The following is a 24,504-nucleotide window of genomic DNA, read 5'->3' as shown; positions in this document are numbered from 1 at the left end:
CGTCATGAATGAGGTCAAGCCAGAACTCGTCATCATCCGCCGGCGGAGTGCCTTCGACGACGAGAAGCCGCACGGCGGCGTCTGGAAGATCGCCTATGCGGACTTCATGACCGCGATGATGGCGTTCTTCCTCGTGATGTGGCTGATCAATGCGCTCAACCAGGATCAAAAGCAGGTAGTCGCGAGCTATTTCAATCCGATCAAGCTCGCGGAGAACGCACCTGCCCCGAAGGGCCTCAACGATCTCTCCAAGAAGGAGCCGTCGTCGTTCGACGGCCAGGACGGCAGGCGCCAGCCGGGGGGACCGAGCGAGGAACGTCGCGGTGACTCTCCGACGGCCGAGAAGCCGCCCTTCTACGAGGAGAAGGTCCTGTTCCGCGATCCCTATACGACGCTCGCCGAGATCGCCAGCAGTGCGAACCAGGCCTCGGGCCAGCGGCGCGCCGGCGCTCTGACGTCCGCCGAAGAGGATGGCCTCAAGGGAGGCGACGCCTACCGCGATCCGTTCGATCCCGGCTATTGGAAGCTTGCGCCGCAGGCAGCCAAGGATGCCGACCGCGTCATCGAGGGCGAGCCCAAGCCCGAGTCCAAGCCGAATGCGTCCGCGCGCGACACTGCCTCCGGCTCAAGCCAGGCCGAGCCGCAGGCGCGCCGAGCCAGGCAGGACGATGCCGGCGGAAGCCTGGCTCCGAGCGCCGATGCGTCGTCCGCAAGCCTGTCGCCTCTGCTGCCGCCGGGGCTCGCGCCATCGCAGGCCTCACGCGAAGGGAGCGCGCAGCCGGGCGCCCAGGCTGGTAATCAAGCCAATGTCGCCGCGCAGCCGCATCCCAACGACACGACCAAGGAATCCGGGCCGCGCGACGCGGTTCAGGCCCAGCAACTAACGGTCAAACAGCTTCAGTCGGCGATCGCGGACGCGCTGTCGGACGTCAAGGCTGGCGCCGGACCGGTGGCCGAGGTGCGTCAGGTTGAGGAGGGCCTGCTGATCAGCCTGACCGACGATGCGAACTTCGGCATGTTCGCGGTCGGCTCGGCTGAGCCGCGGCCCGAACTCATCCGTGTGATCGACAAGATCGGCCCGCTGCTGGCAAAGCGTCCCGGCGTGATCATCGTCCGCGGCCACACCGACAATCGGCCGTACCGTTCGGAGGCCTATGACAACTGGCGGCTGTCGACGGCCCGTGCGCAGATGGCCTATTACATGCTGGTCCGCTCCGGCGTCGATACGCAGCGCATCGAGCATGTCGAGGGTTATGCCGATCGGCGGCCGAAGCTTCAGAACGATGCGGCGGCCGCGCAGAATCGCCGGATCGAGATCATGGTCCGGGAGAAGCGCCCTTGATCAGGTCTCCTCTCCGCGCAGCGCTGCTGATGCTGCTGTTGCCGTTCACGGCGGCAGGCGCATTCGCCGAGCCGGCACCGGGGGCATCGGCATCGGGCGAGCCATATGAACTCGTTCGGGCGTTGCAGGCCGTGCAGGACGGCATCGCCAACGGCGATAGCGCGGCGTACGGCAGCCACAGCGCATTGATCCGGCAGATCGGCGAAAAATTTCTCGCCGCCGATCCGGGCCTGTGGAGCAACCCGCAGAACGGCCAGGCCGCCGTGATCTACCTGCTCAGTGGCGGCGCGCCGCAAATCATCCGCAAGCTGCCGCGCGACAAGCTGAACGTCGATGGACGGCTGTTCGATGGCGCGCTTGCCTATGTCGAGGGTCGTCAGGACGAAGCGCGCGAACTGCTCAAGGACGTCAAGCCGCGGACGGTTCCGTCGGGCCTGGGCGGACAGCTCGCGCTGGTCCAGGGTGCACTGTTCGCACGCGCCGAGGCATCGCTCGCAATCGAGCGTCTGGATGATGCGCGCTTGCTCCTGCCGGGCACATTGGTGGAGGAGGCCGCGCTGCGGCGCGAGATCCTGTTGGTCGGGCAAGCCGAGGATTTCGACAAGTTCGAGTTCCTGACGCTGGCCTATATCCGGCACTACCACAACTCGGTCTATGCCGGGGACTTCTGGCAGCGCTTTGCGACCGGCCTGACGCAGTCGGGCCTCGCGCTCGACGAGCGCCGGTTTGCGCGGATCACCACCTTGCTTGAGCAGATCGACCGCGCGAGCCGCCTCAAGCTCTATCTCGTGATCGCGCGTACCGCGATGGTGCGCGGAGGGCTGGCCGTCACCCGGCTTGCCGGCGAGCGTGCCCTGACTCTCAGCGCCGATGCCTCGGCGGAGCGCGAGCGGGCGCATTTGTTCCGCGGCGTGTCGCGGGCGCTCGCCGACGAATATGACGGCGGTCTCGCCGAGTTGAAGGCGCTCGACCGGTCGAAGCTGCCCGAGCGCGACATTCCCTTTCTCAATGCAACGGTGCAGCTCGCACTCGACGTTCGCAAGCCGTTCGCTGGCGGATCCGCCGCCGCAGCCGACAAGCCTCCGGTCACGCCGGCGCGTCTCGACCTCGCGTCGTCGACCGCAACGCTTGTTCGTGCGCGGAAGCAGCTCGGGGAGCTCGAACTTCTCACCAGGGATCGCCGTCCATGATGAAGCTCAGTGGAACCTCCGGACAGGTCTTTTCGGGTCTCGCCGAAAGCCTCAGCATGCGGGGCACATCGCGCTCCGGGAAGAGCGCCGGGGCGAAAGCGCAGGCGGACTCGTCCTTCAACGATCTTCTGCACACCGTCTCGAATCTCGCGAAGCGTGCGCTCAACGACGAGGGCAGCGCCACGGCCGTGAAAGCCGGAACGCTGCGGACGCGCCTGGCGCATCAGAGCGGGAAGGACAACGCGAGCGACGAGACGGTGCACGACCGTGCCGCGGCGGTCGAGGAGCCGGGATCCAGCGAGACGTCCACCGAGAAATCTTCCGACAAAAAGACCGATAAGTCGTCCGGGAAACATGGACCTCTCGATCACATCGAGCAGGCCGACGTCCAGAGCCGATCGAGTATTGCCGGGATCGTCGGACAGGAGATCGTCGCCGGGCCGCCGGTCGTGATGCCGCAGATGCAAGCACCGGCCGGCGACAAGAAGGATGCGTCCGGGCGCGACGAGCGGTCTTCCACGACGAAGCGCGACGTTCAGGCCTTGGGCATGGCGAAGGCGACAGCCGAGCTCCCACCTCCGGTGGCTCCAACCGCCGCCCGCTCGCAGGCCGCGGATTCGCACGCGGCGACCAGCGCCCAGGCGACATCGACGGACGACAGTGAGCCATCGCCGAAGGCAACGGCACCCGGCTTCGAGGCCGTCGCGGCCAATGTCGAGCGTGCTGTCAAGGCGTCGGCGCGGGACGCATTGCCCGAGACGACCAAGGTCACCGTGGTCCAGCAAGAGACCCATCTGCCGCCGGCGCAGTTCAACGCTCCGCAACAGGTTGCCAACGCCGTTGTCGCCGAGTTGAAGGAAGCTCCGGCATCGACGGCGTCCGCAGCTCCAGATCTTGCAGCGTCCCAAGCCAATGCGCCGGATCAGCCGCTCAAGATCCTGACCATCAATCTCGAGCCGCCCGCGCTCGGCAATGTCACCGTGCGCCTTCGCCTGGTCGGCAACGAAGTGTCCGTCCACCTCGCCGCTGCGCGCAAGGACACGAGCCAGATGCTCGACCAGCAGCGCGATTCGATCCGCGACCTGATGCAGTCCGCGGGCTACGTCGCCGACATTGCGCCCGTCCAGCACGGCTCGCTGGATGGTTTCCAGAGCGGCTCCGGCCAGTCGCAGCCGCAGCTTTCGGGCCAGCAACAGCCCTCGTCGCAGTCGCAAGGCACGTTTGACGGTACGAGTAATTCGTCGGGACAAGCGGACGGCGGCGCGAAGCAGGCTCGACAGGAGCGCCAGTCCAACCAGGAGACGCGTCATGACCAGGACGTGGCGCCGCAGATTCGTCGCGGCCCTGTTTATCTGTAACGCCGGCGCCGCGGCCGCGGCGACCGACAATTCGCGCCCGTGCGAGCGCGAGATGGCGCGTGCGTCCCAGCAGCACGGAATTCCGCTCGGCATTCTCTACGCGGTCGGACTGACCGAGACGGGGCGGCGCGGCGCACTTTATCCTTACGCGCTCGGCGCCGAAGGACAGACCGTGTTCGCCAAGGACATGAACGACGCGATCGCCAACTTCGAAGCCATGCGAGCCAAAGGGATCAAGCTGATCGACCTCGGCTGCATGCAGATCAACCATTACTATCACGGCGACAAGTTCGCCTCGGTCCGGGCGATGTTCGATCCCGCAGGGAATGTCGACTACGCCGCACGCTTCCTGAAGGAGCTCAAGCAGCGCGAGGGCAGCTGGACCATGGCAGTCGCCCGCTACAATGCAGGCCCCAACAACCAGCCGGCGCAGAAGCGCTACGTCTGCCACATCGTCGCGCATCTCGTCTCCAGCGGCTTCGGCGCGTGGACCGACAAGGCGCGCTCGTTCTGTCAGCCCAAGACGACCTAAGGAGACGACGCCAAGTTGTGCATCGTTCCCCATCATCAGCCCCGCGCAAGCAACAGTCTCCATTGTAGCTGCAACCTACCAAAGGAGCCCAATTCATGAGCCTGTATGGTGTTATGCGCACCGGCGTTTCCGGGATGAACGCGCAGTCCAACAAGCTGTCAACCGTTTCGGACAACATCGCGAACGTCAACACCACCGGTTACAAGCGGGCTTCGACCGAATTCTCCTCGCTGATCCTGAAGAGCGGCTCGGGCAATTACGATTCCGGCGCGGTCGAGACCACGGTGCGTTACGCCATCTCCGACGCCGGCAATTACCAGTTCACGACCTCGGCCACGGATCTCGCGGTCCAGGGCAACGGCTTCTTCGTCGTGCAGGATCCGAACGGCACCAACTTCCTGACGCGCGCCGGTGCGTTCGTGCCCGACAGCACGGGTAACCTAGTTAACGCGGCCGGCTTCCAGCTGATGGGCTACAACATTGCCAACGGTGCCACTCCCACCGTCGCAGCCAACGGGTTCGGCGGCCTCCAGGTCGTCAACGTCAACCAGATGGCGCTCCAGGCGTCGGCTTCGACCAAGGCGACCGTCGCCGCCAATCTGGATCCGAGCGCTACCTTCTCTGCTGGACCGGCCGGCCCCGCCAACTATACGTCGAAGACGTCGATCGTGACTTACGACAATATCGGAAATGCCGTGACGCTCGACGTCTATGCCAAAAAGACTGCGGCAAATACCTGGGATATGCAGGTCTACAACGGCGCGACCGCGCTTCCATCAAGTGGGCCCAGCACCACGTTCACGTTTGACGTAAGCTCGACCGGAAAAGGCAAGCTCGATCTGGTGGGCCCGCCGCCGAGTGCGACATCGCTTACGGTGGCGATCCCCGGTGGTTCGGCTGCCTTCAACATCGACCTCTCGGCCATGACCCAGGTCGCCTCCAGCTTCGACTTCAAGGCGACCGTGGATGGCAACGCTCCGTCCGCGGTGGACAAGGTGAACATCGACGACAAGGGCGTGGTCACGGCCGTCCTCAAGAATGGCACCACGCTGCCGAGCTTTCAGATCGCGCTCGCGACCGTCCCGAGCCCGGACCATTTGACGCCCGAAGTCGGCAACGTCTACTCACCGAACCTGGAATCCGGAAACGTGCAGGTCGGCCTCGCCGGCCAGGGCGGGCTCGGCACCATCCAGTCGGGTGCTCTGGAAGATTCCAACGTCGATCTCGCGGACGAGTTGACCTCGATGATCGAGGCACAGCGCGGCTTCACCGCGAACTCGAAATCGTTCCAGACCGGCGCCGATCTGCTGGACGTGGTCGTCAACCTGAAGCGCTGATTTCTTCAGCGCTCGTCCCCGGCAAGAGCAGATCATGAACCTTACCGCCGCTCTCGAATCCGCCCGCTCCTCGTTGATGGCGTCGGGCATCCAGTCGTCGGTCATCTCGCGCAACATCGCCGGTGCCAGCTCCGCCGGCTATTCGCGCAAGATTGCCGTGCTGGACAACCTTCCGGGAACCGGCGTCTACGTGGCGGCGATCCAGCGCGCCGCGAGCTCGGGTCTCTACACCAACGTGCTGACCGCAACCTCGACGTCGGCCAAGCAGAGCGCGATACTTGACGGTCTCCAGAAGATCGCATCTGCCACGGTGGACGATCCGGAACTCGACCAGTCGCCGACGGCGCAGCTCAATGCGCTGAAGAAGGCGCTCCAGCAATATGCCAACGCCCCGGACAACACCACGCTGGCACAGGCCGCGGTGACGTCCGCCAAGGACATGGCGACCGCGCTCAATCAGGCGACCCAGACCGTGCAGTCGGCCCGGGAGGGCGCGGATGCCGACATGAATACGTCGGTTCAAAACATCAATCGGCTGCTCTCCCAGTTCCAGACCGTGAACACCGCGATCGTGAAGGGGACGATCTCCGGCGATGACATCACCGACTACCTCGACCAACGCGACAGCATCGTCTCGCAGCTGTCGCAGGAGGTCGGGGTCTCGATGTCGCTCCGTCCCAACGGCGACGCGGCGCTCTATACCGACAGCGGCGTCGTGCTGTTCGACAAGACGGCGCGAACGGTGAGCTTTGCGCCGACGAACGCCTATACGGCCGGCACCACCGGCAATGCGGTCTATATCGACGGCGTTCCGGTGACCGGCGCCAATTCCGCGATGCCGCTCAAGTCCGGCAAGCTTGCTGGCCTGGCGCAGCTGCGCGACAATGATACGGTTACTTACCAGAGCCAGCTCGACGAAATCGCGCGCGGCCTGGTCGACGCCTTCAAGGAAAGTGACCAGTCGCCTGTTCCGACGCTGCCCGACGTCCCCGGTCTCTTCACCTATCCGGGCGCGCCGGCGATGCCGGCGAGCGCTACCGTCTTGGTGGGCCTCGCTGGTACGATATCCGTTGCTGCATCGGTCGATCCCGCCCAAGGCGGTAATCCCAACCTGCTGCGCGATGGCCCGATCAGCGGCAACGTCGCATACCAATACAATACCGCCGGCAACGGCGGTTACTCGGCTCGGGTGCAGCAGCTCATCGGCGCCATGGATGCGTCGCAGCCGTTCGATGCGACCACGCAAGGCAAGCCGAACGGCAGCTTGATCGACTTCGCGTCGTCGTCGACGAGCTGGATCGAAAACCAGCGCAAGACCGCCGACTCCAATGTCACCTACCAGAAAACGCTGCTCGACCGCAGCACCGCGGCGCTGTCGAACGTCAGCGGCGTCAACATGGACGATGAGATGTCGTTGATGCTTCAGGTCGAACGCACCTATTCGGCCTCGTCGAAGATCATCTCGACCGTCGACGAAATGTTGCAGAGCCTGCTGGCTGCCGTGGGAAATTAAGTCATGATGAGCGCAAACTACATCTCGACCTTGATGCTGTCTTCGTCGTTGAGGTCTTCGATCACCAACAATCAGGCCGCGCTGGCCAAGGCCTCGAAGGAAGCCACCACCGGCCGCTTCGCCGATGTCGGCCTCGAGCTTGGTGCTACGACGGGAGGCGACGTCACCCTGCGGGCGGATTGGAGCTTCGCCGATCAGCTCGTCGATACCAACGGGCTGGTCTCGGGACGTCTGGACATAACGCAGAGCCGGATCACCCAGCTTGGTTCGACCGCAACGGACTTCCTCAAGGACCTGATCGCGGCGCGCAGCACCGACGGCGGCGGACGGATCATCCTGCCGCCTGCGTCCTCCAACCTCCAGGATCTGATTGGCGCGCTCAACGTCTCCTATAACGGCTCGTCTCTCTTCTCGGGCATCAACACGCAGAACACGCCGATCACGGCCTACACCGCGGGCTCAGCCAGCAAGAACCAGGTCGACGCCGACTTCCTTGCGACCTTCGGCTTCTCGCAATCATCGCCCAGCGTGAACAGCATCACCCCGGCCCAGATGCAGACCTTCCTCGACACCACCTTCGATGCCGAGTTCGCGAGCCCGGCCTGGAACACCAATTGGTCATCGGCCACCGACCAGGTCATGCAAAGCCGTATCTCCACGACCGAGATAGCGGATACCTCCGTCAGCGCCAATCAGACAGGCTTCCGCAAGCTCGCCGAGGCCTACACCATGATGGCAGATCTCGGGAACGCCAACCTGGATCAAGCGACGTTCCAGGTTGTCGTGGACAAGGCCATCGGCCTTGTCGGAAACGCCATCACTGACCTTGCCACCCTCGGCGGCGACATCGGCACGGTCCAGCAGCGGATCACCTCAGCAACCGACAAGCTCAAGACGCAGCAGGACATTCTGAACAATCAGATCGTGGGTATAGAGAAGGTCGATCCGACGGAAGCCTCCGTCAGGGTCAACACCTTGCAGACGCAGATCCAGACGGCACTTGCGCTCACCTCGCAGCTCCAGAAGATCAGCCTCATCAACTATCTCTAAGTCCCGCTCCTTCGTAAGGCTCGTAATCCTTGTCTTATTGTTCGGTCTCCTGCGCAGAGTTGTCCTGATGACGTTTGAAGCCTATGAAGCGGTCGTCGACGAGAGCGGCTATGAGGCGCGGGGCCGCGAGCGGCAGGCGCTCAGCCTTGGCATCGACCGGCTCGAGCGGATCCAGAAGGACCGCTTCAGCCTGGAGGATCTGGTCGAGAGCCTGCTCTATGTGCGGCGGCTGTGGACGATCTTCATCGAGGATCTCGCGCATCCGGAAAACGGGCTTCCGGAAAAGCTGCGCGCCGACATCATCTCGATCGGGCTGTGGGTGGTCAAGGAAGCCGACCGCCTTCGCGAAGAAAAGTCGAATGACGTGATCCAGCTCATCGAAATCAACCGCCTGATCCGAGACGCACTTTAATGAAGATATCCTTGCGTGCGGGCGAACGGGTCTACATCAACGGCGCTGTGCTGCGCGTGGACCGCAAGGTCTCCGTCGAGCTCGTCAATGACGTGATGTTCCTGCTCGAAGGACAGATCATGCAGGCCTCCGACGCCACCACGGCGCTGCGGCAGCTCTATTTCATCGTCCAGCTCATGCTGATGAATCCGACCGATGTCCGGGATGCTTCGGCTCTCTACGGGCAGCATCACGCCGCTCTGCTCGCGGTGTGCGAGAGCCAGGAGATGCTGGTCGGGCTTGGTGCGGTCGACGACCTGGTCGGGGCGACCCGTTACTTCGACGCGCTCAAGCGGATTCGGGCACTGTTTCCAGTGGAGCAGGCCATCCTGGCCGGCGCCACGATTGATTCCCCATTCGAGGCTGCCTGACAGCGGAGAGATACATGAACGTCACCAGCGCGACCGATAGCACCAGCAAGTCGTCCAGTTCGACCAGCTCGACGACGTCGACGTCGAGCACCGGCGTCGACTACAACACGTTTCTTCGGCTCCTCATTGCAGAGATGAAGAACCAGGATCCGACCAATCCGATGGATACCTCGCAATACATGAGCCAGTTTGCGCAGCTCTCGTCGGTCGAGCAGGCGATGCAGACCAACACCAAGCTCGACGCTCTGCTGTCTTCGCAGTCGCTGTCGCAGGCCGACGGGCTGATCGGAAAGACCGTCAGCTTCACGGATGCGACAGGAGCGAGCTTCAGCGGCAAGGTCGCCTCGATCTCCATCAACAGCGACGGCTCGGTCGCGACACTCGAGAACGGCACGAAGGTCGCGATCGGCCCCGGTCTCACGATCAGCCAGTCATGAACGAACGGGACGCTCTCGACATCGTCCAGGCGGCGATCTGGACCATTATCGTCGCCTCCGGACCTGCCGTCGGTGCCGCGATGCTGGTCGGCACCATCATCGCGCTGATCCAGGCCCTGACCCAGATCCAGGAGGTGACGCTGACTTTCGTTCCGAAGATCATCGTCATTCTCGTGGTCGTTGCCGTCTCCGGCTCCTTCATCGGAGCCCATCTCTCCACCTTCACTGAGATGGTCTATTCGCACATCGAGCGCGGCTTCTGACCCGACGGTCCCGGCCACCTCTGCCACCCTGCCACCACCCCCGCGTAAGCTTTGCACGGCAGATTACGGGCCGGATCCTCTGCCGGTGACCCATGTCCGATACGTTAGCTGCTAGCCTGCCGACCCCGCGACGATTGGGCGCCGACGCCGTTTTCGCGGGCGGCATCGTGGCCATGCTCACGATCCTGTTCCTGCCCATACCGCCGATCCTGATCGATCTCGGCCTCGCGTTCTCGATCGCGCTCTCGGCACTGATCCTGATGGTCGCACTGTGGATCCAGCGGCCGCTTGATTTCTCGGCCTTCCCGACCGTGCTCCTGATCGCGACGATCCTGCGGCTTGCGCTCAACGTCGCAACGACCCGTCTCATCCTGTCGCGCGGCGGGGAGGGCGAAAACGCCGCGGGCCATGTCGTTGCCGGTTTCTCGAAGTTCGTCATGGGTGGTGACTTCGTCATCGGCCTGATCATCTTTGCGATTCTGGTCACGGTGAACTTCGTCGTGATCACCAAGGGCGCAACGCGTATCGCCGAAGTGGGCGCCCGCTTCACCCTGGATGCGATCCCGGGCAAGCAGATGGCGATCGACGCGGATCTGTCCGCGGGCCTGATCGACGACAAGGAAGCCCAGCGCCGGCGCCGCGAGCTGGAAGAGGAGAGCGCGTTCTTCGGCGCCATGGACGGCGCCTCGAAATTCGTCCGCGGCGACGCCGTCGCCGGCCTGATCATCACCGCGATCAACATTTTCGGCGGTATCATCATCGGCGTGACGCATCATGGATTGACGCTGGCACGCGCCGCCGACGTCTACACCAAGCTCTCCGTGGGCGACGGCCTGGTAACGCAGATGCCCGCGCTGATCGTGTCGCTGTCGGCGGGCCTGCTCGTCTCGAAGGGCGGCACCAGAGGTTCGGCCGAGCAGGCGGTGTTGCGGCAGCTCGGCGGCTATCCGCGCGCGGTGTCGGCCGCCGCGCTGATGATGTTCGTGCTCGCCTTGATGCCGGGGCTGCCGACGGCGCCCTTCCTGCTGCTCGGCGGCGTCATGGCCTTCGTCGGATACTCGTTGCCGAGGCGGCAGGCAGCCCTGAGGCGCAAGGAAGATGCGCGCAACGCCGACGAACGCGCCCAGGTCGATGCCAAGGAATCCGTCAAGGAATCGCTTAAGACCGCGGAGATCGAGCTGGCGCTCGGCGGCCACCTCTCGGTCCATCTGCTGGGCTCGCGCACCGAGCTGGCGCACCGCGTGGCCAAGATCCGCAAGAAGTTCGCCAAGCAGTACGGCTTCGTGGTTCCCGAGATCAAGCTCACCGACAATCTGTCGATCGATCCCAAGGGATACCAGATCCGGATCCACGACACCCGCGTCGCCCAGGGCGAGCTCAGGCTCGGCGAAGTGCTGGTGCTGGTCGACAAGGATGGCAAGCCCGACGTTCCCGGCGAAGAGGTGATCGAGCCGGCCTTCGGCATGAAGGCGCTGTGGGTGACGGACGCTTTCACCGACGAGGTCAAGCGTCAGGGCTGCAAGCCGGTCGACAATCTGTCGGTGCTGCTCACGCATCTGAGCGAAGTGATCAGGGCCAACCTCGCCCAGCTCCTGTCCTACAAGGACATGCGCGGCCTGCTCGACCGGCTCGATCCCGAATACAAGCGCCTTGTCGAGGATCTCTGCCCGTCGCAGATATCGTATTCGGGGCTGCTGGCGATCCTGAAGATCCTGCTGGCCGAGCGCGTGTCAATCCGCAACCTCCATCTGATCCTCGAAGCCATCGCCGAGATCGCGCCCCATGTGCGGCGCTCCGAGCAGGTGGCCGAGCACGTGCGTACCCGTCTTGCCCAGCAGATTTGCGGCGATCTCTCCGACAACGGCGTACTCAACGTCGTGCGTCTCGGCAACCGTTGGGATCTCGCGTTTCACCAGAGCCTGAAGCGCGACGCCAAGGGCGACGTCGTCGAATTCGACGCCGATCCGCGCCTGATCGAGCAGTTTGCGACCGAAGCCAGCGCCGCGATCCGCAAGTTCACCGAGAACGGCACCAGCGTGGTGCTGGCGGTGACCCCGGAAGCGCGTCCCTACGTCCGGATGATCCTGGAGCGGGTCTTTCCGACACTGCCGATCCTGTCGCATGTCGAGGTCGCGCGCAGCACCGAGATCCGGGCCCTCGGAGCCATATCGTGATCAGCGGCCTCACCGATAGCGTGCTGGTGACGTTCATCGTGTTCTGCCGCATCGGTGCCTGCCTGATGCTGGTGCCCGGCTATTCCAGCGTCAACGTTCCGGCCCAGGTCCGCTTGTTCGTCGCGCTCGTCACGACGTTTGCGCTGACGCCGATCCTGATCGCCGTCCTGAAACCCCTTACGGACAACGCGGCGCCTCTGACGCTCGCGCTCCTTATCTGCTCCGAGCTCGTGGTCGGCTGCGTCATCGGGCTCGGCGGTCGCGTGTTCTTCCTCGCACTCCAGACCATGGCCACCGTGATGGCGAGCGCAATCGGGCTGAGCAACATCCCGGGGACCCCGGTCGGCGATACCGATCCGGCGCCGGCCCTGGTGCCGCTGATCATGACGGCCGTCACCACGCTGTTCTTCATGACCGACCAGCACTGGCAGGTCCTGCGCGGACTGATGAACTCCTACGCCGTCTGGCATCCCGGCGACCGGCTCGGCGGCAGCATGCCGCTCGGCCAGCTCGTCGGCAGGCTGTCGGAGGCGTTCGTGCTGACGCTGCGGATCGCCAGCCCTTTCATCGTCTATTCGGTCGTCGTCAACCTGGCGGTCGGCCTAATCAACAAGCTGACGCCGGCGATTCCGGTCTATTTCATCTCGGTGCCCTTCGTGCTGTTCGGCGGCTTCCTGCTGCTCTACCTCACCAGCGACGAACTCCTGACGCAATTCATGCTCGGCGTCTCGTCGTGGCTGGCGGAGTGATCAATCATGACGTCGCGCGCGGACAAGCTCGGCCGGATGGTCTCGCTCCTGAAGCTCCAGCTTCGGCTGTCAGAGTGGCAGCTCGCTCATCTCCGCCAGCAGGAGCGCAGCTTGCAGGACGAGCAGGAATGGCTGGTCGGAACTCTCAACGAGGGGAAGCCGCCGGCGGGATCATCGAGCGAATCGATCGCGCGGCGCCTGACCAGAGCCAGCGTCGGCGCTCGCGCGATTCAGGCCCAGGCCTCGCAGCAGCTCGACCAGGTTCGCACGGAGAGCCGCCGTGTGAAGCAGTTCGAGCAGGTCGCGAAGGCGGCGCTCGCGGACAAGCTTCGCGACGCCGAGAAGCGATCGCTCGAGGAGATGACGGGAACAAGCCTCACCGTGCGCGAGTGGCCGCCACGGCTAGCCAATCGGACCAAGACATGATCGTGACAGCGACACCCGACCTCGTTCTCGACGTCCTCGACGCCGCCGATCCCGTGACGCAGCGCGCGGCCACCGCGAAGCTCGACGCGCTGAAATCATCGGACGCGGATTTCGCCGCCACGATGGACGCGGAGGTCGGCAAGGCCAAGGCGGCTGCTGCCGATCAATTCGCGACGAAGATCTCGGAACCCCAGTCGGGTGCGGTGAACGGGGCGCCGGTGCAGGTGATCAAGGCGCCGGCATCCGGCGAGGTGTACCGCAAGTTCGAGGCCTTCATCCTCCAGACCTTCGTCGAGACGATGCTGCCGAAGGAGTCGGAGCAGGTCTTTGGAAAAGGCACGGCCGGCGGCGTCTGGAAGTCGATGCTGGCGGAGCAGCTCGGTGCTCAGCTGGCAAAGGGCAAGGGCATTGGCATTGCCAAGCAGCTCGCTGCCGCGCATCCGGCGGGACCGGACGCTTCGGGCAAGGCCGGATGACGATCCGGGAATGGATGACAGAAGTGGAAGGGTGAATTTCCTATGCAGGCACAAGAAGGCGCGGCGGCCCTGGTGATGGAACAGCCGGTCGTGGACCGCGAGGCGATGACGACGGCGGCCGTGTCGGGGGATGCCCTGTTGCCCGTGCTGCTGCCGAATGTCGGCGGCGAGGTGGCGAACGACGGCGCGGACGCGGCGAGATCGGACGAGGTACGCGGCCTGCTGGCTGCGATCCGCCGGCTCGAAGGCATCGTCGAAGAGGAGACGGCCGCGCTCGCGACCGGCAAGAAGATCGACTTCGACGAGTTCAGCGCCCGGAAGAGCCGGAGCATGCTGGAATTCGTCCGTCTGATGCGGGCACGAATGCACCTCGGCGGCGAGGTCGAGATCACCGAGGAGGTCCAGCGGCTGCGCGAGAAGCTCGAGCGAAACCGTTCCATCCTCGAAATGCATTACGATGCGGTGCGCGAGGTTGCGAGCATCATCGTCAAGGCCATCAAGGACGCCGAATCGGACGGCACCTATACCGGCCGCGCAGCACAGGACGGAAAATGATCAGACTCGTGCTAGCCGGGCTCTGGGTATGCATCCTCACCGCGGGAACGAGCTATGCCGTGGCCTATTGGAAGGAAAATGGCAGTCTGCTGCCGGCAAAGGATGAATATCTCGACGGGCTGCAGTACCAGAAGACGCGGGCCCTGAGCGTGCCAATGGTCGAGAGTGGCAACGTGCAGGGCTACATCGTCGCGCGCTTCGTCTACACCGTAGAGGCGCGGACCATGCATCAGCTCAACGTGCCGCCCGAGCCGTTCGTCGTCGATGAAGCCTTCCGCAGGATCTATGCCGACGACCGCCTGGATTTCAGAAAACTCGCCCGTTACGACCTCTCCATCCTCACAACGGCCATCAAGCAGCGTGTCAACGAGCGAATGCAGGCCGAAGTCGTCCAGGACGTCCTTGTCGAGGACTTCAATTACGTGTCGAAGGAAGAATTCCAGCAGAAGCCCTAGGCATTACCGGTTCTGATTGAATCAGAAGCGAGCCTCTAGAATCATACTTAGACGCGAGCCGCGGCGCCGGTACTGCCGCGCCTCTGTTCGCCGTTGATGTCGCTGAAACTACAACGGCCCCTGCGAAGGTGGTTCGCGAGGCCGTTGTCGGTTGCGTGGCAGCGCCCTGCCGATCAGTTTCCGGCCGGATACGCCGCCGGAGCGGCATGCGACCTGTTGAGCAAGATGCCGACTTCGTCGAGCTCCTGCATCGGCACGTCGATGGTTTCGCCGGCCGGGATGTCGAGGCGGTACCCGACGTAACGCCGCGCCACGATCGCATCGAAGCCGAGGCGGTCGCGGAGCTTCTTGCGCAGTTTGCTGACGTGGCTCTCGATCACGCTCTCGTCGAACGTCGCTTCGAAGATGCCGTAGACCGCGTTGAAGATCTGCGTCTTGGTGACCCACTTGCCGTGGTTGCTGACCATATATTCGAGAATGCGCAGTTCGCGGCGTGGCAGGGTGAGGGCGTGGCCAGCGATCTCGGGGTCACGTCCGTTGAAGAAGACCTGGATCCTGGTCTCGCAGGGCCTCGGCAGTTCCCCGACCCGGCGGCGCGCAATCGCGGCCGTTCGGGCGAGGATCTCGCGGAGGTGAATCGGTATGTGGACGACGTCATCGACGCCCGATTCGAAGAGCTCCAGCGTGTTCTTGAGCATCTTTTGGCCGCTCATGGCGATGATGGGCGCCGAGGAGCGCTTGCGCATCGCCCGCGGCAGGCTTCCTCGGGTGTCGCAATCCCCGAGGAGGAAGGCGTCCACCGCGGCCAGATCCGATTCACTCGCAGATTGCAGCCAGTCCCAGAATTCTCCGGAGGAGAAGCCGATCGACGATACACCTTCGCGAACGAGCCCTCCGACATAGCTGTTCGTGACGCTCTCGCGATCATCAACGATAATATACATCAGTCTTTCGCCCCTGTTTCGCACTTGTTACGGCCGGTTGGTTGTTGTGATGCCCGGCTCGGCAACTGTGCTGTTTGACGATATTCCTTCCCGCGAACCGTTATTATGGTTTCGATATTCGCGGGCAGCCCTACGCATTCAGTGCCTGCGTCTCGCAGGCCTGCTACTTCGACTCGATACTGAACGCTTACTGCGTGAGGCTCGGCGGGTGTCTTGCGGATCACCTCGCGGAGCGGATTGAGAAAGCGACCTAGAACAATTGCGCCAAGTCGCTCATGCGTCCGAACGCTACTGTACTGTGTCAATCCCCTCGCCAACTGGCGAGAATCACTTGAGTAGGACCGTAACAATTGCCGATTTCCGATCAAGCGTGCGCAACTAAGCGTTTGCTACACGTGCTTGATGCTGTTGGTTTGGTTCGAGTTGTTTCTTTGTATATTCAATCGCATCAGTTGATTTGGAGTTCGAACTAGTTTTGCACCTTGGCGGTTCTAAACTTCCGCATCCCCGTATGATTACAGCTATTTCGGGTGGTGCTGCGCTTCATGCACATTGATGGGTTTTCAACCCGGGATTGACTCTCGTCATCGCGTTTCCACGTGCGACAATTCGACTCATGTATGGCGAGGCGACTCCAGCTTGGCGAAATCTTGGCGAGGGTGTGTCTTTCGAGTCGCACTCTCGCCACGTGCGTGACGCGTTTGACTCATGTGACGTCGCATCGCGCGTGATGAGAAGTTTTCGATGCGCACGTTTCAGGCAAGCTTCGGCAAATAATGTCACCGTTCGACAGATCGAACCGAACGGAGCATTCTCGCATGTTGTCCGATGGACAAGCTCGTCCCAACGCGAACGCCGATGTTTCCGCAGCGGCGAAACCGGCCGCGGAGACGCGCGATGCCAGAGACAATGCGGCGCCGACGGCCAGGCCTTTTGTAAATGCCAAGCATTTTGCAAATACCAAGCCTGCTGCAAATACCAAGCCTGCGAACACCAAGCCTGCGTCGGCAGCAGCGAGTGATGAAACTCTGGCGAAAGAGGCGCTCGAGGGTCTGAAGCGTATTCGCGCCAAGGCGCGCCTCGACAAGATGGCAATTTCCAAGCCTACGCCCATCGTGATCAAGCCGGCCGTGATCGTGGCCAAGCCGCCGCCCCCGCGTCCGACATGGGTCGTGCCGCTCGCGACATTGGCGGTCGCTGCGATCCTGGTCGTCTGCGCCTGCACCGGAGTGATCGCCTATCTCACCATGCAGCCTGCCCAGAGCAACGTCGCGGCCAACACTGAGATCAGGAATCTGCGCGAGACGGTGGCGCAACTGCGCAGGCAGGTGTCGGGCGTGTCCGACAATCTCGACGGCCTCCGCACCGCGGTCGACCAATCGAGCAAGGCGACCAATGACCGTTTTGGCCGGTTTGGCGAAAATCTTGATCGCATCGAACGGGTGGGCTCGTCCTCTACGGTGAAGCTCGACAAGCTTGCCCAGGTGCAGGCCCAGGCTCCGGCGCCCGTCGCCACACAGCCAATGCCGATGATGGCCTCGGCCGCTACGCCCGAGATCACGGGATCGGTAGCACCTTCCGAGCGCATCTCGGCGCCGCGCAAGACGGTCAAGGGCTGGTCGGTCCGCCAGGCCTATGAGGGGATCGCGATCCTGCAAGGCCCGAACGGCGTCGTCGAGGCGGTGTTGGGACAGCAGGTGCCCGGCCTTGGCCGTATCGAGGAGATCAAAAACGAGAACGGACGTCTGGTGGTCGAGTCCAGCGGGGGCGTCATCTATTCGTCACGCAAGGCCACGCCCTGATCGAGGGCCACTTCTATTTGCGGTGATGCTCGAAGCTGGTGCATAGCAGATCGACCTCCGCCTCCGCGATCGGCGCCCGAAACAGGCGGCAGCTGAACTCGGCGATCGTCCTGCTGTCCGTGGTGGTGCGATCTTCGCGGAGGAAGATGCATCGCTTGCAGACGTCGGTATGGTGCCGCTGTTCGGCCGCATCGGCCTGATCGAGCGCGTGCCGGAGTGTGTCGCGAAAGCGAGTCTTGGCCTCGTCGTCGAGAACGGCAATGGCCTCGAGCAGAACGCTGATGGGGTCGCGCACGAGAAATTTCTTGCCCTGCTGCGTCACGCTCAGCAACACGGAGCGCTTGTCCATGGCGGAGCGCTTGCGCTCGATGTAGCCCAGTCGCTCGAGCTCGCCGATGATGAACGAGGCGGTGGCGCGCGTGGTGCCAACGTAGCTGGCGAGCGCCGAGGGCGTCCGGGAAAACCGGTTGGCACGGGAGAGGAAACGCAGCGCCATCCATTCGCGGTCGCGCAGGCCATGCTTGGCGCCTTCGAACCACAGGATGCGGGCCGTCTGCCCCAATAATTCGATCGCTTCGCGAGCCAAATACATTTCAATATCTTTACTCAATTCAGCTTTTGGCAGCGCAATCCGGGTGGCTGATAATGAAGCTCCCTGAGAGAGGCGGAACCTTCCAGTCGTGGAACTAGAGCGTCACGAACAAAGTTCGAGTAAATCCCCCGGCTCAACTCTTCTGAAAATTTCACTCAAATGACCGCGGTGTACGCGCAGATTCCGCTCGCGCGGGATGTGCGTGCAACATGATGTGTCGCTGCGACCACCGCAAAGCCCATTTGTTGCGCGATGCGCTTCGAATCGCGCGAGCGGACGGATCGGCAGCAACTCGGGCAGCGGAAAAGGGGGCGAGAGAACCACCGTTTTCGGTTAATGAATGTTGCGTTGCAATGCGGCTAGGCGGTTAAATCGAAATAGGATCGAGCCCGGGAAATGATCGAGCAAGTGAAGCCGTTCAGCGTCAAGCGCGCAGCATTGGCCGCCACCGTCGGCAACATGCTCGAGTTCTACGACTTCATCACCTACAGCTTCTTCGCCATCCAGATCGGCCATACCTTCTTCCCGACGGGAAGCGAGTACGGCAGCCTGATGCTGTCGCTGGCGACTTTCGGCGCCGGCTTCGTGACGCGGCCGATCGGCGGAATCGTGCTTGGGATCTATTCCGACCGGATCGGCCGGCGGCCTGCCATGCTGCTGAGCTTCGCGCTCATGGGGCTATCGATCCTGACCATCGCGCTCACGCCGTCCTATCGATCGATCGGCCTTGCAGCGCCCGTCATCGTGATCGCGGCGCGTATGGCGCAAGGCTTTGCTCTGGGCGGGGAGGTTGGACCGACCACCGCCTATCTGATCGAGATCGCCCCGCCCCAGCATCGCGCGCTGGTGGTGGCCTGGCAACCGGCCAGCCAGGAGATCGCCGCGACCGCAGGCGCGCTCGTCGGCGTCATCCTGAGTAAGACGATGGGGCCGGAGATGCTCGACGCCTATGGCTGGCGGGTGGCGTTTCTGATCGGAGCGGTGTGCCTGCCGTTCGGGTTCTGGATGCGCCGGACGCTGCCCGAGACTATCCCGCAGGCCGAAGCCGGTGCCCGCACCGTCGAGCACACTGGTCATCTCTCGCAGGCGAGACGGCACCTTGGCGTCATCGGACTTGCGCTGATGATCCTGGCAAGCGGCACGATCTCGACCTACGTCACCCAATACATGACGACCTATGCGCAGAACACGCTGCATGTGTCGTCGACACTGGCTTTCGCCGTGTCGCTGGTCAGCAACGGCATCCAGTTTGTCGGCGCGCTGGTCGGGGGCTGGCTCGCAGATCGTCTCGGTCGCAAGCCGGTGATGATCTGGCCGCAGCTCGCAACGCTGCTGCTGACCTACCCGACCTTCCTCTGGATCGTCCATGCCTCCGGCGCGTTGTCGCTCCTGGTTGGTTTCGGTGTTCTGTCCGTCATCGGCTCGCTGCCGTTCACTGCGTTCTACGCGACCTTCACCGAGGCGCTGCCCCAGAACATCCGCGGCGGTGTGTTCGCGACCGTCTACGCGGTCGCGATCGCCAGCTTCGGCGGTACGGCGCAGCTCGTGGTCACCTGGCTCCTCCACGTCACCGGAAATCCGCTGGCGCCGGCCTGGTACCTGCTGCTCGCGGCGATCGTCGGACTAGTCGCGATGAGCCTCATGCCCGAGACTGCGCCAGTGAAACAGCATCAGAACAAGACCTGAAAACAAGGCCTGAAAGCAGCGCGTTCGCAGGCTGGTGATTTGCGTTTGCCGGCAACTATGGCGAATGCGTCGCCTGAACGATCAGGCGCACGCATCAGGAAGGATGAACCCATGAGTATCGATACCACCATGACATCCGACGTCGTCGGGCTGACCAAGGTCGCTCCGGTCTCGCGCCGCGGATTCATGAGCGCGACTGCGGCCGTCGCCGCCGGCTACACGCTTGCGGCCGGGCCCGTGCGCGCCGAGGCGATCACGACCGACACCCGCGGCCTCCAGACCGGGGACGCCAAGATCAAGGTCGGCTCCGAGCAGATGCATGCGTATTTTGCCCGCCCCGCCGGCAACACCAAAGCGCCGGTGATCATCGTGGCGATGGAGATTTTCGGCCTGCACGAATACATCAAGGATGTGACGCGGCGCCTCGGCAAGCTCGGCGCTTTCGCGATCGCGCCCGACTATTATTTCCGCAAGGGCGTCGATTTGACCAAGGTCACCGAGATCAAGGACCTGCTGCCGATCGTCAATGCCAAGCCGGACGCGGAGCTGCTGTCCGATCTCGATGCGACGGTGGCGTGGGCGGGATCGCAAGGCGGCGACACCGGTAAGCTCGGCATCATCGGCTTCTGCCGCGGCGGACGCACCGTCTGGGAATATGCCGCTCACAGGGGCAGCCTCAAGGCCGGCGTCGCCTTCTACGGTCCGCCGGTCGATCCAGCCAATCGGCCGTGGCCGAAGAGCCCGATGCAGCTCGCGCCCGAGATGAAGGCACCGGTGCTCGGCCTCTATGGCGGCGCCGATACCGGCATTCCCGTCGCCCAGGTCGAGCAGCTCAAGACAGCCTTGGAGCAGAACAAGAAGACGGCCGAGTTCAAGATCTATCCGGAAGCGCCGCATGGCTTCCATGCCGACTACCGCGGCAGCTATCGCAAGGACGCAGCAGAAGATGCCTGGAAGCAGGCCCAGGCCTGGTTCAAGAAGTATGGCGTGTTGAGCTGACGCTTGATCATGATCCTCCTTCCCCCGCTTGCCACAACGCATCCAGGGCGTGGCGGTAGGTCGGATAAGCAAGCGTGACGCCGAGCTCGCACTTCATTTTCGCGTTGGAGACGCGGGCGCTGCTCGCATAGAAGCTGCGGGCCATCGCCGACATCTCGGCGGTCTCGAACGGCTCTTCCGGCGGCGGTGCAACATTCATCAGCTTCGCCGCGTAAGCGATCACCTCCTGCGGCGGCGCCGGCTCGTCGTCGCAGACGTTCCACGTGCCGCCGCTCGGGTGATGAATCGCAGCCATGATCGCGCTCGCGATGTCGTCGACGTGGATGCGGTTGAACACCTGTCCCGGCTTGATGATGCGCCGCGCCGTTCGAGCGCGCAGCGTCACCAGCGCGTTACGGCCGGGGCCATAGATACCCGCAAGCCGCAGGATCGCGGCGTCGCCACCGGTCGTGTCGGTCCATGCCTGTTCCGCCGCGACCCGCATGCGCGTCCGGTCGAGGTCCGCCTTCGGCGGCGTGCTCTCGTCGACCCAGCCGCCGGCGTGATCACCATATACGCCGATCGTGGACAAATAGACGATCTTGCGGTCGCCGCCCGCCGCCAGCAGGCCGGAGAAGGCCGCGATTGCGGGATCGCCGGCACTGCCGGGCGGGATCGAAACGAGAAGGACATCCGCGTCCCTCATGCGTTCGATCGTCTCGCGTGCCGGACTGCTGCCGGAGAAAGCATGCACCTCGACGCCGGCGAGAGCGCCCCGCTGCGCGGGATCGCGCACCGTGCCGGCGATATGCGAGAAGCAGCCACCGAACAGGCGGACGAAGTGCCGCGCACTGTAGCCGAGGCCAAGGATAAAGAGCAGCATACATCTTCCTTGCAGGTCGGAGTTCCCGTTCGCGCCGCAGCGCGCCTCCGCTCATAAGAGATTTTTGGGTCCGGCAAAAGATATTGCAATTTGTCTCGCCCGCCTGTGCAGGCGATGGTCGCTCACCGGAGGGACGCATCGATCATGCAGGCAGAAGCGCCAGCCATCATGCTATCTGACGCGGCTGAGCTAGTCCGCCGCGCCGCCGCGCTGATCTTCGACGTCGACGGCACCTTGGCTGAGACCGAAGAGCTGCATCGGCAGGCCTTCAACCATGCCTTCGCCCGCCACGGTCTCGATTGGCAATGGGATCGGGCCGTCTACAAGGACCTGCTGCGGGTCACGGGCGGCAAGGAACGCATTCGCGCCCACCATGAAAGGCTGAGGATCGCCGCGCCATTATCGGATGTGGACATCGCGGAACTCCACCGCATCAAGACCGCGCATTATGCCGGACTGGTCCAAACCGGCTGCTGCCCCTTACGGCCCGGGGTGACGGATCTCCTCGTCGCTGCCAAGGCGCGCCGCCAGCGGCTCGCGATCGCGACGACCACGTCGCACGCCAACATCGACGCGCTGCTGTCGCGCGCCCTGGGAAAGTGCTGGGCCGCGGATTTTGATGCGATTGTCGCCGGAGATGACGTGCGGCATAAAAAGCCTGCGCCGGATGTCTATGTCGAGACCCTGGCGCGGCTGAAGCTCAACGCGTCCGACTGCGTCGCGATCGAGGATTCCGCTAACGGCCTGACCGCAGCTTCGCGGGCGAACATTCCCGTGCTCATCACCAGAAGCATGTTCTTCCGGGACGACGATTTTAGCCAGGCGCGGGTCGTGCTGGATGATCTGTCGGGGCTCGGGTGAGGCGGCAAAACAAAAAAACTGAAAAAACAACCCCATGCACAGTAGAATGTGCCTGCGGGCCGGGCGCCCGTTAATGGACGCGGTGGCTCGCTCTATCGTCCTCAGCTTGCTCGACAATCTGCGCGATCGGGCTGGACTGGTGGTGCACCAGGCGCCAGTCGTCGCCGACGCGCCGAAAATGGTTGGCCGCAGCCAATGCCGTGCCGTCGACGATCTCGATGCAGAGCACGCGCGCGCTGTCGCCATCGACGATGGCCTGCGGTTCCGCGCAGACGATCTGCGGCCGCTCCGGACTCTGCAGGATGTCGCGCCAGCTTCCGATCACCGTGGCCCGGCCGATGATGGCCGGCCAGCCGGGATGAATGCAGGAAATGGCGTCATCGTCCGCCCACATCCGCTCCATTTCGTCGAAATCGCCGGTCGAAAAGGCGGCGTAGAACGCTGCGTTCGCGGCGATCACCTTGCTGTCCTTTGCCATGCCTCTCGGGTGGGGCAATGACAGGCAAAAATCAAGCAAGACTTCCGTCGACTTTCCGTCGATCTGGACCGCAACGCAGCATCGCTGCCCGTTTTGTGGTCACGCCGAGACCAGAATCTCCACCGCACGCCGCGCGCCATCCTTGTAGAGCCGGCCGAGCGCAGCGGTCACGGCTTCGCGCAGGCGCGGCTCGGCGCCCAAGGGCCCGAACACTTTTCCGACGCCGAGCAGCGCGGGTGCCAATCGTTCGGCGACGGGACCTGCCTCGCGCGCCAAGCCGGCGAACTCGGCTGCGAGCGGATCGCGCACGTCGATGGTGCGGCCCTTCTCGTCAAGGCCGCTGACGTAGCGCATCCAGCCGGCCACCGCGAGCGCATGCGTCGCGATCGGCAGGTTCCTGGCGAGACGATCCTGGATCGCGCCGAGCAGGCGCTGCGGCAGCTTTTGCGAGCCGTCCATCACGATCTGCCAGGTGCGGTGATGCAGTGCCGGATTGGCGAAGCGCTTGAGCAGTGAGGCGCGATAGGCGGCCAGATCTGCGCCTGATGGCATCGTCAATGTCACCGCGGCCTCTTCCATCACCTGCGCGGCGAGGCGCGCGAAATGCGGATCCAGCATGGTGTCGGCAATGGTCTCGTAGCCTGCGAGATAGCCGAGATAGGCCAGCGCCGAATGGCTGGCGTTGAGCAGCCGCAGCTTCATCAGCTCGAACGGCTTGACGTCGTTCACCAGTTCGACGCCCGCGGCGGCAAGATCGGGCCGGCCGGCCGTAAAGCGATCCTCGACCACCCATTGCGTGAAGGGCTCGGTCATGACGGGCCATGCATCGCGTAAACCGAGCGCCGATGAAACCGCATCGCGGTCACTATCCGTCGTCTCCGGCACGATCCGGTCGACCATGGTCGAGGGGAAGGCCACCGTATCCGCGATCCACTTGCCGAGATCCTTCGAGCGCAGCGCGGCGAATTGCGTCACGATCCGCTGCACGGTGTGGCCGTTGGCGGCGAGGTTGTCGCAGCTCAGCACGGTGAAGGGCGGGGCGCCCAGCGCCCGCCGGCGCGCCAGCGCGGCGACGATGAAGCCGGGAGCCGAGCGCGGCGCGTCGAAATTGTTGAGGTCGTGCACGACATCAGGATGCCGTTCGTCGAGATCGCCGGTCTGGGGCGTGTGGCAATAGCCCTTCTCGGTGACGGTGAGGGAGACGATGCGAATGGCGGGATCGGCCATTCGCTCGACCAATCGTGCCGGGCTTTCGCGCGCGACCACGCTGTCGAGCAGCGCACCGATGATGCGGTGTTCGGTGCCTTCGGCTGCACGGACGGCAACCGTATAGAGATGATCCTGCGGGGCGAGGGCGTCGCGTGTGTCCGGGCTGCGCAGGCTGGCACCGACGATGCCCCACGAGGTGGCGCCGGCCGCAAGGCAATCATCGATGACGACGGCCTGGTGGGCGCGATGAAACGCGCCAAGGCCGAGATGCACGATGCCAGAGGTGACGCGCGAACGGTCGTAGGCCGGGCGGCGGATGCCGGGTGGCAGCCGGTCGAGATTGGCGCGGCCGAGGCGCATGTCGTCTCTCCCCTTGTTTGGCCGCTGCTTGA

General features: G+C 63.8%; 26 protein-coding genes. 21 read left to right on the top strand and 5 right to left on the bottom strand.

The genetic code is table 11. The features are described 5' to 3' along the window. Window positions 1-4 precede the first annotated feature (4 nt). The 17 genes from IVB50_RS06870 to IVB50_RS06790 all read left to right on the top strand — a co-directional run bounded on the left by IVB50_RS06870 (window position 5) and on the right by IVB50_RS06790 (window position 14,679). On the top strand, window positions 5-1,342 hold the full coding sequence (locus IVB50_RS06870; protein ID WP_085351958.1) for a MotB family protein: 1,338 nt from the start codon (window positions 5-7) through the stop codon (window positions 1,340-1,342). Further along, complete coding sequence (locus tag IVB50_RS06865; protein ID WP_247295078.1) at window positions 1,339-2,532, top strand: chemotaxis protein; 1,194 nt, start codon at window positions 1,339-1,341, stop codon at window positions 2,530-2,532. The genes IVB50_RS06870 and IVB50_RS06865 overlap by 4 nt, the downstream gene beginning before the upstream one ends. Next, window positions 2,529-3,890 (top strand): flagellar hook-length control protein FliK, encoded by a 1,362-nt coding sequence (locus IVB50_RS06860; protein ID WP_247295075.1) that lies wholly within the window; start codon window positions 2,529-2,531, stop codon window positions 3,888-3,890. The genes IVB50_RS06865 and IVB50_RS06860 overlap by 4 nt, the downstream gene beginning before the upstream one ends. Further along, window positions 3,841-4,422 carry a transglycosylase SLT domain-containing protein gene (locus IVB50_RS06855; RefSeq protein WP_026232641.1) on the top strand — a complete coding sequence of 194 codons (582 nt, stop codon included), beginning with the start codon at window positions 3,841-3,843 and terminating at the stop codon, window positions 4,420-4,422. The genes IVB50_RS06860 and IVB50_RS06855 overlap by 50 nt, the downstream gene beginning before the upstream one ends. Window positions 4,423-4,517: 95 nt before the next feature. After that, window positions 4,518-5,759, top strand: coding sequence for a flagellar hook protein FlgE (locus tag IVB50_RS06850; protein ID WP_026232642.1), 1,242 nt, complete (start codon window positions 4,518-4,520; stop codon window positions 5,757-5,759). Between the two features lie 34 nt (window positions 5,760-5,793). Beyond that, window positions 5,794-7,272, top strand: coding sequence for a flagellar hook-associated protein FlgK (gene flgK / locus IVB50_RS06845; RefSeq protein WP_231190391.1), 1,479 nt, complete (start codon window positions 5,794-5,796; stop codon window positions 7,270-7,272). A gap of 3 nt (window positions 7,273-7,275) precedes the next feature. After that, window positions 7,276-8,322, top strand: coding sequence for a flagellar hook-associated family protein (locus tag IVB50_RS06840; protein WP_247295073.1), 1,047 nt, complete (start codon window positions 7,276-7,278; stop codon window positions 8,320-8,322). A gap of 67 nt (window positions 8,323-8,389) precedes the next feature. Beyond that, complete coding sequence (gene flaF, locus IVB50_RS06835) at window positions 8,390-8,734, top strand: flagellar biosynthesis regulator FlaF (RefSeq protein ID WP_018453979.1); 345 nt, start codon at window positions 8,390-8,392, stop codon at window positions 8,732-8,734. Further along, window positions 8,734-9,144, top strand: a complete 411-nt coding sequence (gene flbT / locus IVB50_RS06830) for a flagellar biosynthesis repressor FlbT (protein WP_085351953.1) — start codon at window positions 8,734-8,736, stop codon at window positions 9,142-9,144. The genes flaF and flbT overlap by 1 nt, the downstream gene beginning before the upstream one ends. Before the next feature lie 14 nt (window positions 9,145-9,158). After that, window positions 9,159-9,581 (top strand): flagellar hook assembly protein FlgD, encoded by a 423-nt coding sequence (gene flgD / locus IVB50_RS06825; protein ID WP_018453981.1) that lies wholly within the window; start codon window positions 9,159-9,161, stop codon window positions 9,579-9,581. Further along, window positions 9,578-9,844, top strand: coding sequence for a flagellar biosynthesis protein FliQ (gene fliQ, locus IVB50_RS06820; RefSeq protein ID WP_018453982.1), 267 nt, complete (start codon window positions 9,578-9,580; stop codon window positions 9,842-9,844). Before flgD ends, fliQ begins: the two co-directional genes overlap by 4 nt. A gap of 92 nt (window positions 9,845-9,936) precedes the next feature. Beyond that, entirely contained in the window at window positions 9,937-12,018 is a 2,082-nt protein-coding gene (gene flhA / locus IVB50_RS06815) for a flagellar biosynthesis protein FlhA (protein ID WP_247295071.1), read from the top strand. After that, entirely contained in the window at window positions 12,015-12,767 is a 753-nt protein-coding gene (gene fliR, locus IVB50_RS06810) for a flagellar biosynthesis protein FliR (protein WP_247295069.1), read from the top strand. Before flhA ends, fliR begins: the two co-directional genes overlap by 4 nt. Window positions 12,768-12,773: 6 nt before the next feature. Beyond that, a complete protein-coding gene (locus IVB50_RS06805) occupies window positions 12,774-13,193 on the top strand; it encodes a hypothetical protein (RefSeq protein WP_085351951.1) in 420 nt (139 codons plus the stop codon). Then, on the top strand, window positions 13,190-13,669 hold the full coding sequence (locus IVB50_RS06800) for a rod-binding protein (protein WP_018453986.1): 480 nt from the start codon (window positions 13,190-13,192) through the stop codon (window positions 13,667-13,669). The genes IVB50_RS06805 and IVB50_RS06800 overlap by 4 nt, the downstream gene beginning before the upstream one ends. Window positions 13,670-13,711: 42 nt before the next feature. Then, window positions 13,712-14,224: a FlgN protein gene (locus tag IVB50_RS06795; protein ID WP_018453987.1), complete on the top strand. Its 513-nt coding sequence runs from the start codon at window positions 13,712-13,714 to the stop codon at window positions 14,222-14,224. Then, complete coding sequence (locus IVB50_RS06790; protein WP_018453988.1) at window positions 14,221-14,679, top strand: hypothetical protein; 459 nt, start codon at window positions 14,221-14,223, stop codon at window positions 14,677-14,679. Before IVB50_RS06795 ends, IVB50_RS06790 begins: the two co-directional genes overlap by 4 nt. A 173-nt stretch (window positions 14,680-14,852) precedes the next feature. On the opposite strand, the gene IVB50_RS06785 is transcribed toward IVB50_RS06790, so the two are convergent. Next, window positions 14,853-15,623, bottom strand: a complete 771-nt coding sequence (locus tag IVB50_RS06785) for a response regulator transcription factor (protein WP_018453989.1) — start codon at window positions 15,621-15,623, stop codon at window positions 14,853-14,855. An 818-nt stretch (window positions 15,624-16,441) separates the two neighbouring features. On the opposite strand from IVB50_RS06785, the gene IVB50_RS06780 reads away from it, so the two are divergent. Then, window positions 16,442-17,425 (top strand): hypothetical protein, encoded by a 984-nt coding sequence (locus IVB50_RS06780; RefSeq protein ID WP_247295067.1) that lies wholly within the window; start codon window positions 16,442-16,444, stop codon window positions 17,423-17,425. A gap of 13 nt (window positions 17,426-17,438) precedes the next feature. Here the strand turns inward: IVB50_RS06780 and IVB50_RS06775 are convergent, their stop codons facing one another. Next, window positions 17,439-18,017 (bottom strand): MarR family transcriptional regulator, encoded by a 579-nt coding sequence (locus IVB50_RS06775; RefSeq protein WP_247295065.1) that lies wholly within the window; start codon window positions 18,015-18,017, stop codon window positions 17,439-17,441. Window positions 18,018-18,413: 396 nt separating this feature from the next. Here IVB50_RS06775 and IVB50_RS06770 point away from each other — a divergent pair, with 396 nt between their 5' ends. Together IVB50_RS06770 and IVB50_RS06765 are read left to right on the top strand one after the other, a co-directional pair. Next, window positions 18,414-19,703, top strand: coding sequence for an MFS transporter (locus IVB50_RS06770; RefSeq protein ID WP_247295063.1), 1,290 nt, complete (start codon window positions 18,414-18,416; stop codon window positions 19,701-19,703). Window positions 19,704-19,814: 111 nt separating this feature from the next. Then, window positions 19,815-20,702 carry a dienelactone hydrolase family protein gene (locus IVB50_RS06765; protein WP_085351944.1) on the top strand — a complete coding sequence of 296 codons (888 nt, stop codon included), beginning with the start codon at window positions 19,815-19,817 and terminating at the stop codon, window positions 20,700-20,702. Window positions 20,703-20,709: 7 nt separating this feature from the next. Here IVB50_RS06765 and IVB50_RS06760 read toward each other — a convergent pair whose 3' ends face one another. Then, on the bottom strand, window positions 20,710-21,564 hold the full coding sequence (locus tag IVB50_RS06760) for an SDR family oxidoreductase (protein WP_247295061.1): 855 nt from the start codon (window positions 21,562-21,564) through the stop codon (window positions 20,710-20,712). A 144-nt stretch (window positions 21,565-21,708) separates the two neighbouring features. On the opposite strand from IVB50_RS06760, the gene IVB50_RS06755 reads away from it, so the two are divergent. Next, window positions 21,709-22,425, top strand: coding sequence for an HAD family hydrolase (locus IVB50_RS06755; RefSeq protein WP_204512155.1), 717 nt, complete (start codon window positions 21,709-21,711; stop codon window positions 22,423-22,425). A 70-nt stretch (window positions 22,426-22,495) separates the two neighbouring features. On the opposite strand, the gene IVB50_RS06750 is transcribed toward IVB50_RS06755, so the two are convergent. Both IVB50_RS06750 and IVB50_RS06745 read right to left on the bottom strand, forming a co-directional pair. Next, entirely contained in the window at window positions 22,496-22,903 is a 408-nt protein-coding gene (locus IVB50_RS06750) for a nuclear transport factor 2 family protein (RefSeq protein WP_018453996.1), read from the bottom strand. A gap of 99 nt (window positions 22,904-23,002) precedes the next feature. Next, window positions 23,003-24,472 (bottom strand): mannitol dehydrogenase family protein, encoded by a 1,470-nt coding sequence (locus tag IVB50_RS06745; RefSeq protein WP_204512154.1) that lies wholly within the window; start codon window positions 24,470-24,472, stop codon window positions 23,003-23,005. Between the last annotated feature and the right edge of the window lie 32 nt (window positions 24,473-24,504).

Origin of the sequence: Bradyrhizobium sp. 87, from assembly GCF_023073015.1 — a bacterium.
GTDB classification, from domain to species: Bacteria; Pseudomonadota; Alphaproteobacteria; order Rhizobiales; family Xanthobacteraceae; genus Bradyrhizobium; species Bradyrhizobium canariense_D.
Note: the sequence above shows the minus strand (reverse complement) of the source record. Positions and strands in the feature narration are given on the sequence as shown.